The sequence below is a fragment of the Sulfurospirillum sp. genome (assembly GCF_036802865.1).
Taxonomy (GTDB): Bacteria; Campylobacterota; Campylobacteria; order Campylobacterales; family Sulfurospirillaceae; genus Sulfurospirillum.
In genome coordinates this window covers 231,468-245,056 of record NZ_DAIRVK010000004.1, presented here as the reverse complement: position 1 = coordinate 245,056, position 13,589 = coordinate 231,468, and the positions used below count along the sequence as shown (strand labels likewise).

Genomic DNA, 13,589 nt, shown 5'->3' with positions numbered 1-13,589 from the left:
ATGACATTTGTTCAATTTATTAACCAAAAACTCGAAACCATCAAGTTTTCCAATAAAACGAAGATTCTCATTTTTATCATTCTCAGTGGAACCATGACCATTGGCTTTTTGATGTTTGTCTCCATCTTTGCGCTCAAATATGACTATGAAACCCTGTTCCAGAAACACACGCAACCTCAAGTTGATTTAGAAGAGATTAAAGATAACTACCGTGTCAATATTGCAGAAACCTTGCGCGATATACATGAAAAACAGATCAGTAATAACGATGCTATAGAGGTCATCTTTCTGACACAGCAGATTATTCACAAACAATGGAACAGCTATCAGTTTGCAACCAATCGACAGATTGGGGGGCTTCCCTATTTTGCAAGTCGCTGGCTTAGTCTTTTTTTAGTTACGCCTGAAATTCCCGAAAAAACGATCTTCCAGAAGGGTATTGTGGAAAAAATAAGTGTGAAAATGCAAAGCATTGACACAAAAATCAACATTATGCTGGATCTTCTAAAATACTCCAAAACAGAAGAAGCCACGTTTTTAATTGATGATATTATACTGGAAGCCAACTCCCTGAACATCTACCTTTCAAGCCTCATCACCACGCATCTCAAACAAGCTATTACCGAAAAACAGGTGAATGACAGCCTTTTTCAAACCAGTACCGTCATGCTCATTCTTCTCATAGGTCTCATTTTCTTTTTTATCACCATGGTACTACTCATCATCATCAACCATTTTAAAAATTTGCATAATTACCTTGAAGAAAATATTTTAATCAAAACCAAAGAACTACGCGATCTCAATGACTCGCTGGAACTTCGCATCAGGCGTGAAGTTGAGAACAGCCGTAAAAAAGACAACATCATGTTCCAACAAGCAAGGCTTGCAAGTCTTGGTGAGATGCTTCAAAACATCGCACACCAATGGCGGCAACCGCTTGGCTCTTTAATGATGATTATTCAAAGTTTTGAAAGTAAATTCTTAGCTAAAAAACTCGATGAAGCGTTCATCTCTTCACGTGTCAAAGATGCGCAACTGCTCTCTTCCAATATGTCCGATACCTTGGAAGATTTTAGAACCTTCTTCAACCCCAACAAAAGTAAAAAAGCCTTCCGTATCAAAGAGGTCATTCAAAAAGCAGTCGATCTTTCCAAGTACCAGCTTGAAAAAGAAGAGATTATATTGGAGCTTTTCATCAAAGATGATCTTGAAGTCTTTGGATTCAAAAATGAGCTTATTCACGTGTTGCTTAACCTCATTGGTAATTCTAAAGATATTTTGGCGAGTAAAACAGACCAGATAAACAAGATTATTCACATTATTGCCAAGCAAAATGAGAAGAGCATTTTTATCAATGTCATCGACAATGGTGGCGGTATAAAAAGTGATATAATACCCAAAGTTTTCGACCCCTATTTTACGACGAAACATAAGAGTGTAGGTACTGGAATTGGGCTATATATGTCTAAACAGATGGTTGAAAAACATATGCATGGAAAGATAACCTGTAAAAATATTCGCCATAAATTAAGCACTAAACTTTTTTGGGCATGTACCATGTTTACGATAGAAATACCAAAAAATTACATTAATACCAATGAGGGTGATGACGATGAACAAGCGCAATTTTGAATTACTCGGTAGTTTTACGATTCTTTACATCGAAGATGAGGCAGATCTACTGAAACACACGACCTCGGTGTTAGAAGACTTTGTAAAAAAGATCTATCCGGTGCAAACCATTGATGAAGCCATGCAAATCATCCAAAATGAAAAAATTGATGTCATTATCGCCGACATTCACCTCAAATACAGCAATGGACTCGATTTCCTACGCACGGTTAAGAACAACCTTGAGCTTGAAATACCGTCCATTGTGACAACGGCTTTCACCGATACAGAATATTTGCTTGATGCCATTAAACTGCATGTCGATAACTACATCATCAAACCTGTTAACATCAAAGAGCTTTTAAACTCACTGCATGATGTCTTACTCCCAAAAATACAAGCCAAAGAGATTGAGCGTTCTTACAACATTATTAAAACTATCTCGGCAGTAACGGACAGTAAGCAAGTGGAAATTATTCGTTTTATTATCAAAAACTTAGACAATGAGAACATGCTTAACTACTCTTACAGTGAGATTATGGAACAAGTCGATGTCAGTAAACCTACCGTCATCAAGCTTTTCAAACAGCTAGGAGATCAAGGCATTCTCACAAAGATCCAAAACAAAAAATACCTTTTTGACGAGACAAAACTTCCGCTTCCGGAGAACGCATGAACACATTAAGATCACTCCCAAAAGTTGACAAATGCCTTACACATCCTCTTCTTGAAGGCTGTAATGCAACTTTAGTGATGAAAATCGCTCGCACAAAAATCGAAGAAGTTCGCCAAACACTTTTAAGCCATGAGATGGAGAGTTTTGATGAAGAAGCTTTGATGCGTGAAATCAAAAAAGCCTATGATGCCCTATTTCAGGCTTCGCTCAAACCCCTTATCAACGCAACAGGTGTTATTTTACATACCAATATGGGCAGAAGCCTCATCTCCAAAACCTTATTGGATCGTGCCAGTGAGGTTATCTGCAACTACTCAAATCTAGAGTATAACCTAGAGATGGGCAGTCGCGGGGAGCGCTATGAACATGTGAGTACGCACCTCAAAGAGCTTCTCAATGTTGAAGATGTGTTGGTCGTCAATAACAACGCCTCCGCCGTTTTTTTAATCCTCAATACCTTTGCTAAGAACCAAGAAGTCGTTGTTTCTCGTGGCGAATTGGTCGAAATTGGTGGAAGTTTTCGTATCCCTGAGGTAATGAAGCAAAGCGGAGCTCTTTTGTGCGAAGTAGGCGCCACCAATAAAACAAAAATAAACGACTACGAGGGTGCCATCAACGAAAATACGGCAATGCTCATGAAAGTGCATCAATCCAACTTCTCCATTGAAGGTTTTAGCGAAGATGTACCTTATGAAAAGCTCAAAGAAGTAGCCAGTCAAAACAACCTTTTGGACTACTACGACCTTGGTAGCGGTTATGTACCAAAACTACCCTACAACTTAGGCAACCGTGAACACTCACTTGAAGAGATTTTGGCGTGTTCTCCGTCCTTGATTAGCTTTAGCGGCGACAAACTCTTTGGAAGTGTTCAAGCGGGTATTATCGCAGGACGCGCAGACTTGATCGCCAAGCTTAAAAAGAACCAGTTGCTTCGAATGCTGCGAGTCGATAAAATCACCCTTAGCCTTCTTGAAGAGAGTATTAAAGCCTACCTCAAAGAGGAGTGGGAACAGATTCCTACCCTTTGGCTTCTTTTTAGAAGTGTCGAAGAACTGACAAAACGCGCTGCAAGGGTCAAAGAAAAAATCGGTGCTGGGGCATGTGAAATTGTACCAAGCGAAACCTATATGGGTGGTGGCACCCTTCCTAATCGACGCTTTCCCACTGTCACGTTACACATCAAAGGAAAAGCAACCCTTTTGGAGAAGAAATTTCGAGAATCGCACGTCATTGGACGCATCGAAAATGACCAATTTTTACTCGATTTTCGCACGATTCTTCCCAGTGTAGAAGAGAAACTCGTTCACATCATAGAAACTATTGTAGGCAAGAAATAATGGAATATATTATCGTTGGAACCGCAGGTCATGTTGACCATGGAAAGACCGCTCTTATCACAGCACTCACAGGCTTTGAGGGGGACAGTTTAGAAGAAGAAAAACGCCGAGGAATCACCATAAACCTCAGTTTTTCCAGTATGCAAAATGAGGCAAAAAATGTTGCCTTTATTGACGTTCCAGGGCATGAAAAACTCTTAAAAAACATGATCTCAGGTGCGTTTGGTTTTGATGCAAGTTTGGTTGTCGTTGATGCCAATGAAGGCATTATGCCTCAAACCAAAGAGCATTTAGAGATATTAAACCTTTTACATGTCAAAAATATTATCGTTGCGCTCACCAAAAAAGACCTCGCAACAGAAACTGTCATTGAAGGGCGTAAGTATGAAATTACTGAGCATTTTAAGACACTTAAAAACCTTCACTTATCCGAAATTATTCCCGTAAGTGTGTATGAGCCACAAAGCATTCAAATACTCAAAAATGCCCTTTTTGCCCTACCTGCTATCCCTAAAAAAAGTAACGGTCTTTTTCGCTACTACGTCGATCGCTCTTTCTCCATTGCAGGTGCGGGTACCGTTGTTACAGGAACGGTTTTAGATGGAACGATTAAAATCGGTGAAAAACTTTTTGCACCTGAATTAGAAAAAGAGTTTGTGATTCGCAACCTTCAAGTCCATGACCACGATGTTGAAACGGCTGTTTCGTCTCAACGCACCGCCATCAACCTTCAAAATGCGCAAAAAACCTCTTTTGAAAAAGGGGCATTGCTGTGCAAAAAAGGGTTTATTCGTGGCTTTGATGTTGCGGATGTTTGGGTTGAGAGTATTGGCGGACATACCCTTAAACATAACAGTAAAGTTATTCTTTATGTCGGAACCAAACAAGTCGAATCGCGCATTTTATTTTATGAAAATGAAGACAAAGCAGACAAAGGTTATGCCAAATTACAGTTTAACCACAAACTCTTTTTAGTCCATGATGAACCTTTCATCATCTGCTCTAGTGGTCGCACCATCGGTGGTGGACGCATCCTAAACCCCATCAATGACCCGATGAAAAAAAAGGTGAAGTTAGAACTTCTTAAAGCATTGGATAGCAAAGATTTTAAGAGCGCTTTTACCATTTTAGTCGAGATGCATAAACACGGTTTTGGGCTTATCTCTTCCAACCAGCGCTTTGGTCTGAACCATGAAGAAGCCATCATTATTGCCAATGAAATAAGCGATGTTTTTGTCGATGAAAAAGGCTTGGTACTTTACCCCATAAGCATGAAAGAGGAGTTAACGCGCATCGTTCAAGCGATTTATGCTAAAAATGCGTATGCCCTACTTTCGGCTAATTCTCTCTCGTTAAAACTCAAATGGGCAAGTGTCGCTTTAGTGGAAAGCGTTCTGCAAAAGCTTTGCGATGAAGGCATATTAGACTTCATAAATGGTATCTATAAAAACGCGCAAATCGACATTGAGAATATTGAAACGCTTATTGAAGATAAACTCTACACTATTTTACTGGAAGCCGAATTTACTCCCGATGCACCTTACAACATCTACGATGAGCTTGACATTGACCGAAAAATGGGCGATGACGCACTGAAAAGCCTCACACGTGCTAAAAAAGTCGTACGCTTAGAGCACAACCTCTTTGTCACAAGCACCGCATTAAGTGCTATGATGGCGCATTTAAGAGACATTATGCGCAAAGAAGAAGGCATCGACATAAAAGCTTTTAAAGAGCATTTTGACATAAGCCGAAAATACCTAGTCGCGTACCTTGACTACCTCGACAATTTTGATGATGTGAAAAAAGAAGAAAATAGAAGAGTTTTAGTCTAACAGGAAAACACCAAAGGTGCGTGAGAAATCTGTTTATTTAACATAGAAAAAAAGGCAAGAGATGACGTCATAGGACGTCATCTCTTATTAAATCATTATGCTAATTTACTCGCATCAATGACGTTATAATCAAGTCCAAGTTTCTTCGCATCAATACCAAGAGCTAGACCTACCAATTGAGATAAGTGAATAACCGGTACGCGCGCTTTTGATTTTGTTGTTGCTTGTGCGTCATCTTGGTAGATGTCTAATTGCATTTGGCAAAGAGGACATGGTGTGACAACACAATCCGCTTTTGACTCAGCCGCACTGTTGACAATGCCACTGGTCATTTTCATAACTGACTTCTCCGCTGGATAAACAGCGTGGAAACCACAACAATCAAGGCGCTTTGTAAAAGGTACAACCTCAGCACCTAAAGCTTTTACAACCGTTTCAAAGCTTGTTGGATTCACTGAGCTTTCAAAACCAAGATCTTTTTCAGGTCTTACACTGTGGCAACCGTAAAAAACAGCCACTTTAAGATTAGAGAGTGGTTTTTTCACTTTTGCTTTAATCTCTTCAGCATTTTGAGCAAGCAACCAAAGAAGACTTGTCACTTCACTGGTTCCTTTATAGTCCATGTTTCCTTTAGCAAGAAACGTGTTAATACGCTCTTTTTGACCGTTATCCAATTGTGTTTTTGCACGGGTTAGCATCAACAAACAGGTACTGCATGTTGTCAGAAGTGGCAAATTCATTTTCTCAGCAAGTGCAAGGTTACGAGCATTAGCGACTAGCGTTGCTAATGGATCAACATCTTGTGCTTGAGAAGCACCACAACAGCTCCATCCAGTAATCTCTTTAAGTGTGATTCCCAAAATTGGGGCAATAGCCTCTATAGCCATTTTGGCTTCAATTGCAGCTTGAGTAAGCACGCAACCAGGGAAAAAAGCGAATTCTTTTTGCATACGTTACTCCTTCGTTGCAGCTTTAGCTGCTTCAATCATTTTTACTAAGTCTTTATGACCTTCAATCGTATGTCCACCAAATACTTCCAGTGGGTTCATTTTACCTGCACGCATAAGTGTGATGGCAGTTCCCGCACGAAGCGCAGTACTCACACCTTCTGTTCTAAGAGCAAGACGAATCTCATTCAAGCGACCTGAGTCTTCGACTAAGTCTGTGTAGAATGATTTTGCGTGTGCTGGACCAACGCCTGAGTTAAGCCCTTTTTTCAAGACCATCGCACGTAAGCCTGCGATATCATCCGCTGAACTGATACCTTTTGGACAACGGTTTGCACACTCTTGACAGTGTACACAGTTCCATAAACCATTGGTTACGGCTGGTTTTGCATGAATCATTGGGTCTTTTGAACGTGAATCGTTCGCTGCACGCCATGCATGGGTAAAGACAAACGGTTCCATATAATCAGCATGATCTGCTGTGAGTTTATTACACTCTGAAGCACAACATCCACAAAGAATACAATCCCATTGTTTAATAATGCGATCAAACTCTTCTTGATTTTGACGACAGCCCTCTTTCTCTGAGAATTCAGCTTTTGCCACGAGTGCTGGTTTGATTTTGCGTAGGTTTTCCATCGCAGGTTCCCAATCAACCACAAGATCAGAAATGACTTTGAAATTTGCCAAAGGAGAGATACGGAATGCATCAGCTTCACCATACTCTTCAAAAAGCTCTGTCATCTTACTATCGCACGCGATGTAAGCATGTCCATTAACACGTACACCACAGGCTCCACAAATCGCACAACGGCAAGATGCGGTAAAGTTGAGTGTTACATCTTGTTTCTGTTTAATTAAAAGCAATACACCTAATAAAGTTAATGCTTCAATATCCTTTTTTTCCACCGTATAGGTTTGCTCATAGCTTTTTTTGCCATCAAAGCGATCAATAATAAATTTCATTAGTATTTCCTCTCCTCAACTTTAAACTGGGTGATTTCAACATCTTTCCAGCCCATTTGCAATTTACCGCTCGCATTCATTGTCACCATAGAGTGTTTTAGGAAGTTTGCATCATCACGCTTAGCGAAGTCTTCTCTGGTGTGTGCACCACGAGACTCTTTACGCTCACTCGCAGCCAAACACGCCGCTTGAGAAAGAAGCAATAAATTACCTAGTTCAACATACTCTGTGAAAGCTGTGTTATACACTGGATTTGGGTTTGGAATACGTAAAGCATTGTAACGCGCTTGAAGTTCTTCTAAACTACCACCTAAAGAGGTTAGTTTAGATTGTGTACGGAAAATACCCATATTATCCCAGTTCTGTGCACCAAGTTCCTCACGAATAGCATACATCTGTTTTGCATCGCCACTACCACTGGTGACTTCTTTGAAACGGCTATTCCATTGTGATGCCAAATCATGAAGACGTTTACCCGCACTGAAATCTGCTTTGCTAGCATAAGCAGCTGCGCCATCGCCTGCAATTTTACCTGTTACAACCGCATCTGAAAGTGAGTTACCACCCAAACGGTTTGCACCGTGGATAGAAACACATGATGCTTCACCCGCTGTAAATAGTCCTGGAACTGGTGTTGACATATCATCAAATTTCGCAACATCAATACCACCCATAGAGTAGTGTGCTGTTGGACGAATAATCATCGGTTGATCGACAAGGTCGATGTTCTCAAAAAGCTTACCCACGTGACGAATTTGTGGTAAATCTTTAATAATTTTTTCTTTACCTAAATGTCTAACATCGAGTAGAACATATGCTTCAAGTCCATGACCAAAAGCTCTTCCTTCACGGATTTCAGTTTCAATCGCACGTGCAACGATATCACGTGGTCCTAGTTCCATTTTGCTCGGTGCATAGCGTTTCATAAAACGTTCACCTAGATTATTGAGCAAATAACCACCCTCGCCACGCGCTGCTTCGGTAATGAGCGTACCACCGTGAACAACACCGGTTGGATGGAACTGAACCATCTCAGGATCTTTAAATGCAACACCTGCACGAAGGGCTGCTGCAACACCATCACCTGTAGAGATGTAAGGAGTAGAAGTACGATTCCAAAAAATGCGTGTATAGCCTCCGGTTGCCAAAATCACGGATTTTGCACGAACAGGAGCAATGTCACCGGTACGAATGTTACGAAGTACAGCACCTTCACAATTACCGTTATCAACGCCAATATCAAGAAGTTCGTGATCCATTAAAAATTTAACACCACTGCTGATCGCGTCATCTAAACAGGTGTGCGCAACAATGTGTCCTGTTTTATCAGAAGAGAAGTTACAACGAACTTTCGAAGCACCACCAAAAGGTCTTGCTTTTACTTTGCCTTCTTTTGTACGAGAAAAAGGCATGCCTAAATAGTCTAACTCATTAATAGCCTCACCGGCTGCTTTACAAAATTTGATTGAAGAGTCTTGATCAACAAGAAAATCACCACCTTTAACGGTATCGTAAGCGTGTAATTCATACGAATCACCCTTACTAAAATCGATAACACCGTTGATGCCACCCTCTGCCATCGTCGTTGCACTACGTGATGGCATTGTTTTGCTCACAACAACCACGCTTAGTTTTGGATTTTTTTTCATTGCAGCAACAGCAGCTCTAAGACCTGCGCCGCCAGAACCAATAATCAAAATATCGCATGATGGCATTTTTGTATCAGATGTTGCTGTAGTAGTTGAAGCAGCATATGCGCTCTCAACACCACCCGTACTCACCATTAATGCACCCATGGTAATACAGGCCGACTGCAGAAATTCTCTGCGGGTAAACTGTTCAGTCATAAGATTTCCTCTGTAGTTATAGATAGTGCAAGATAAGTGTCATACTTTTTGTGACACAAAAGCTCTTTTGACAATCAAAAGGCTTAGTGCTTCCATGAGTATCCCATTTATCTCTCAACGTTAACGCTTTTGCTCGCGTCACCCAAAATCATAGCCTTGACCACACACCTTACGTGTGAAGTACGCTATTTCCATCATCAAATAAGCTTTCACGAATGTAAACATTATTTTCAGTTGAATTTTAACATATAGCTTGGGATAAAAATGGGATTTTAATAAAGGGAAATTTGTATTTATTTAAAATTTCTAGAAAAGGTATTACAGTGCTCATAAATAGGGATTTTGAGCACTGTAAAATCACAGAGTATTATAATAACAGTTTATATACATAAGTTTCGTTTTATTTTGCTTTAATGCATTGCTCGCACTTCTCTCTTTCCCATTTATGTTTCATCCCTTTGATATAGACGATCAAAATAAAGAAAAGTGCTGATGTTATACCAAGCACTAACAACAGAAGTGTCTCAGAAGGATCAGTCTCCAACAAGATTAGTTTTCGCACCAATACAACAAATGAAATTTCAAGAAAAGTCACCGCATAGTCAAATCCATCTTGAATAAAAAGCGTTTTCACAATCGCTAATACAATCAACACAAACAAGCTATCGGTCAAAATGATCTTAATCGAATCAAAATTAAGTGCGCCCTGTAAAAGGGTAAAAGAGACCATTTTATAACCTAAACTTACAAAACACTGCCCCAAGTACACAATCATCATAACAATAAAAATATACCGAGCAATATTGAGCAGTTTCAGCAACATACTCTCGACCTTTTGCTCCAAAAATTGATTAAAGGTTGAAACCTTCGTTAATAGATTCTCTTCCAATTTACTTTTTATATCATTCTCCATACTCTTCTCCATAATTCGTAATGCCCTAAAATAGGCGCGCAATTATATAACAAACAAAGTAAAAGCAATGTTTTATCCACTCTAAAAAATGACATTTTTGTCTCTTTTAAAGAAAAAATGAATTTTACTCTTGACATTACTACTAATTAGTAATATAATTTCGGCAAAGGAAGGAAAAAATGAAACTGAGATCTGAAGTTAAAAGTTACGGTGAACGAACTGATAAGAGTATGCAAACATGGATACAAATTGTTAGAGCCTTTACTAAAATCCGCAACAAAGAGTTGAAATACATCAATGAATGCGGTTTAACAATGAACCAGTTTGTAGTCCTAGAAGTCCTTTACCATCGTGGTGATTTGCAAGTAGGAGAGATTACAAAGCTTATTATGAGCACTCCTGGCAATGTCACAGTGGTTGTCAAAAATCTCGTCAGAGATGGTTTAGTGCAAACACTTCCATCGCCTGAAGATAGCCGTGTGCGTATCGTAAGCATTACTGAAGTTGGCAAAACGCTTATCAGCAGTATGTTTGGACAACACGCAGCCAATCTAAAGAGTTATTTTGACATGTTATCCGATGAAGAAATGGTGGTCATGTACGACCTGTTACGAAAATTGCAAAAAGCGCAATAGGCTTCGTGTAAGCAAGCTTTTTTTTGCTCAAATACTACTAATTAGTAAAAAAGGAAATATTATGAAAATCAAAACATTACTCGCAACATCTTTGTTGGCAGGAACTGCCCTATTCGCTGGAAATTACAACGTTGATCCTTCACACTCTAGTGCAGATTTTAGCGTCAAACACGCCATGATTTCAACCGTAAAAGGGAATTTTTCAACATTTAACGGAAGTTTTGTATACGATGAAGCAACCAAAACGCTTAAATCTCTCACTGGAACGATTCAAGCGACAACCATCGATACAGGTATTAAAGACAGAGATGAGCACTTACGCTCAGCAGATCTTTTTGATGTTGCAAAGTACCCAACTATCACATTTGTACTTGATGAAATCAAAGGTGACAAAGCCTACGGAAAACTCACCATGAAAGGTGTGACCAAACCGGTTGTTTTAGCTTACGAGAACGGCGGAAGTGCTACTGATCCATATGGTAACAAGCGTGTAGGTCTTGGACTGACTGGAAAGATCAACCGTAATGATTTTGGTATTTCATGGAACAAAGCCCTTGAAACAGGTGGTGTAATTGTTGGTGAAGAGGTTAAAATTGACGTAGCACTTGAAGGTATTTTACAAAAATAAATCAAAGCACTGAAAAATGAGTGGGCTCTCTGACGAAGAGAACCTAGTGTTAACATAGCTTGCAGAGCTTTGCTTTGCAAGCGTGTCAAAATAGTTTACACGTAAAGGAAAAAGCAATGGCATTGAACATTCATAAAGCAAACCAAAGAGGTGTTGCAGAACACGGTTGGCTTCATAGCCATTTTAGCTTCTCCTTTGCGGAGTACTACAACAAAGAACGTATGGGTTTTGGAGCGCTTCGTGTTATTAACGATGACATCGTAGAAGCAGGAGAAGGTTTTGGGATGCACCCGCACCGTGACATGGAGATCATCACTATCGTTACAAAAGGTGCAGTCATTCACACAGACTCTTTTGGCAATCATGGAGAAGTTCACGCAGGTGAAATACAATACATGAGCGCAGGGGATGGTGTTATGCACTCCGAATTTGCTTCAAAAAATGAATCTGTTGCTCTGTTTCAAATCTGGATACATCCTAATGAAAAAGGTGGGAAACCCCTCTACAATCAACGTGATTTTAGAGATGTGACCAAAAGCAATCAATGGGTAACGCTTATCTCTCCAGATGGCAGAGGCAACTCTATTGCGATCAAACAAGAGGCGTTTATCACTACAACTGAATTGGATGAGGGTAAAACCATTTCCATAGCGCCTTCTATCACAAATCGTGGTAAACTCTTACTCGTTGTCGAAGGTCAAATTGAAATTGATGGTATCGTACTTGAACAAAGAGATGAAGTACAAATCACCGAAGAAAAAGCCTATGAACTAAAAGCGTTGAAACCCTCTTGGGTTTTGGTATTTGATGTGCCAATGCACTAAATCAACCAAGGAAAAACAATGTCAACTCCTGTAAAAATGTCACTCGAAGCCAATAAAAGTTACCACTTCTGTACCTGTGGAAAAAGTGCCAGCACTGTTTTATGTGATGGTAGCCATAAAGGTTCAGTCTTTACGCCTAAAGAGTTTTCTGTAACAGAGAGTAAAGAGTACTACCTTTGCGCCTGTAAAAAGAGCGCTAATGCTCCTTTTTGTGATGGAAGTCACGCTAAATAACACTATTATCTGTAGGAGTAGTCAAAACCTTCTTTGACTACTCTCTTTTTCTGCCCCTTTTAAAATCCTTTTATTCGTGTATAATTGTTAAAAAACAATCAAAGGTATTTTTTCATGCCAAAACATCCTACTCTTTTACACCAGTTCCGCTCTTTTTACCTTCAAAATCATGCCGATGATATTGAAAAAGCGCTTGAGTACTTTTCTGTTTTTGGAGGCACCAGCTGGAAAGTCGACCTAAACAAGCCCCTTTTAGAGCTTATGGAAACTAAAATTTTTAAAAATTATCCTTACATTCATAGTGACATCGCCAAAGTAACTTTTAGTAATAAGCTCAGTCACGCTCTTTTAAGTGCTATGGCAACGGGCGATCGTCGTGTGCATTCTACCTTTAAGCGAGCGCACATTAGCCGAGAAGAAGGTGAATCTGCCCTTGATACACTTTTAGACAGTGCTCTTATTCGCTTTGAATATTCGTTAGAACGCCCTGTGAATATAGACGATGACAACTCCGATAAACTAAGCTTCATGACCCCTTTTATGCGCTTTTGGTTTGCCTTTGTTTCTCCGTTTTATAAAACCATCAAAGAGGGTGATTACAGCGAAGTTGAAAAATCATTCGCATCGCGTGAACAAGAATTTTATGAGCTTATCTTTAAAAAACTCTCCTTTGAACTGTTGCGCAAACTCATGATTGAAGATCCGATCGTAGAGGTGGGAAGTTATTGGGATAAAAACGCGGAGATTGATATTTTGGCTAAGACACAATCGGGTAAACTCATTGCTGGAAGCACCAAATATAAAAATACCAAAGTGAAAAAAACCGAACTTTCCAAACTCAAAGAGCAGTGTGCCAAAGCAGAATTTGAGCCTGATTTGTTTGTTATTTTTTCAAAAAGTGGTTTTACATCCGAGCTTAAAGCGCTTAAAGGCGACGATCTAAAACTGTTTACGATCAAAAGCATGAAAGCATTGGTTGAAGAGATTAGTGACAAAGAGTTGATTCCTTGCGAAGGAAAAAAATACTAGTCATCTCAAAAAATTAACTTTTAAGAGCTTAAAGCACCAAAGGTGTATGGGCTCTCCGTCTTTGAGAGCCCAGTGTTAACGTAGTCTTTAGAGCTTTGCTTTGAAGA

Annotated in this window: 13 protein-coding genes; 9 read left to right on the top strand and 4 right to left on the bottom strand. The window is 39.7% G+C overall.

The window, feature by feature from the left end:
• The 4 genes from V7Q04_RS10440 to selB are packed head-to-tail and all read left to right on the top strand — an operon-like array spanning position 1 to position 5,459.
• A complete protein-coding gene (locus V7Q04_RS10440; protein ID WP_333805015.1) occupies positions 1-1,632 on the top strand; it encodes a sensor histidine kinase in 1,632 nt (543 codons plus the stop codon).
• The gene (locus V7Q04_RS10435) at positions 1,613-2,287 is read left to right on the top strand and encodes a response regulator (protein ID WP_333805014.1); all 675 of its coding nucleotides are present in this window, start codon (positions 1,613-1,615) and stop codon (positions 2,285-2,287) included. Before V7Q04_RS10440 ends, V7Q04_RS10435 begins: the two co-directional genes overlap by 20 nt.
• Positions 2,284-3,624 (top strand): L-seryl-tRNA(Sec) selenium transferase, encoded by a 1,341-nt coding sequence (gene selA / locus V7Q04_RS10430; RefSeq protein ID WP_333805013.1) that lies wholly within the window; start codon positions 2,284-2,286, stop codon positions 3,622-3,624. The genes V7Q04_RS10435 and selA overlap by 4 nt, the downstream gene beginning before the upstream one ends.
• Positions 3,624-5,459, top strand: a complete 1,836-nt coding sequence (gene selB / locus V7Q04_RS10425; RefSeq protein WP_333805012.1) for a selenocysteine-specific translation elongation factor — start codon at positions 3,624-3,626, stop codon at positions 5,457-5,459. The genes selA and selB overlap by 1 nt, the downstream gene beginning before the upstream one ends.
• Positions 5,460-5,554: 95 nt before the next feature.
• On the opposite strand, the gene sdhE is transcribed toward selB, so the two are convergent.
• From sdhE to V7Q04_RS10405, 4 genes are all read right to left on the bottom strand, one after another.
• A complete protein-coding gene (gene sdhE, locus V7Q04_RS10420) occupies positions 5,555-6,409 on the bottom strand; it encodes an 8-methylmenaquinol:fumarate reductase membrane anchor subunit (RefSeq protein WP_333805010.1) in 855 nt (284 codons plus the stop codon).
• A 3-nt stretch (positions 6,410-6,412) separates the two neighbouring features.
• Entirely contained in the window at positions 6,413-7,372 is a 960-nt protein-coding gene (gene sdhB / locus V7Q04_RS10415; RefSeq protein WP_333805009.1) for an 8-methylmenaquinol:fumarate reductase iron-sulfur subunit, read from the bottom strand.
• Positions 7,372-9,219, bottom strand: coding sequence for an 8-methylmenaquinol:fumarate reductase flavoprotein subunit (gene sdhA, locus V7Q04_RS10410; protein ID WP_333805008.1), 1,848 nt, complete (start codon positions 9,217-9,219; stop codon positions 7,372-7,374). Before sdhA ends, sdhB begins: the two co-directional genes overlap by 1 nt.
• A gap of 400 nt (positions 9,220-9,619) precedes the next feature.
• Entirely contained in the window at positions 9,620-10,132 is a 513-nt protein-coding gene (locus tag V7Q04_RS10405; RefSeq protein WP_333805007.1) for a hypothetical protein, read from the bottom strand.
• A 179-nt stretch (positions 10,133-10,311) separates the two neighbouring features.
• Between V7Q04_RS10405 and V7Q04_RS10400 the strand changes: the two genes are divergently transcribed.
• From V7Q04_RS10400 to V7Q04_RS10380, 5 genes are all read left to right on the top strand, one after another.
• Positions 10,312-10,767 (top strand): MarR family winged helix-turn-helix transcriptional regulator, encoded by a 456-nt coding sequence (locus V7Q04_RS10400; RefSeq protein WP_333805006.1) that lies wholly within the window; start codon positions 10,312-10,314, stop codon positions 10,765-10,767.
• A gap of 61 nt (positions 10,768-10,828) precedes the next feature.
• Positions 10,829-11,395, top strand: a complete 567-nt coding sequence (locus V7Q04_RS10395) for a YceI family protein (protein WP_333805005.1) — start codon at positions 10,829-10,831, stop codon at positions 11,393-11,395.
• A gap of 116 nt (positions 11,396-11,511) precedes the next feature.
• Entirely contained in the window at positions 11,512-12,219 is a 708-nt protein-coding gene (locus tag V7Q04_RS10390; RefSeq protein WP_333805004.1) for a pirin family protein, read from the top strand.
• An 18-nt stretch (positions 12,220-12,237) separates the two neighbouring features.
• A complete protein-coding gene (locus V7Q04_RS10385) occupies positions 12,238-12,453 on the top strand; it encodes a CDGSH iron-sulfur domain-containing protein (RefSeq protein ID WP_333805002.1) in 216 nt (71 codons plus the stop codon).
• Between the two features lie 114 nt (positions 12,454-12,567).
• A complete protein-coding gene (locus tag V7Q04_RS10380; RefSeq protein ID WP_333805001.1) occupies positions 12,568-13,482 on the top strand; it encodes a DUF234 domain-containing protein in 915 nt (304 codons plus the stop codon).
• Positions 13,483-13,589 lie beyond the last annotated feature (107 nt).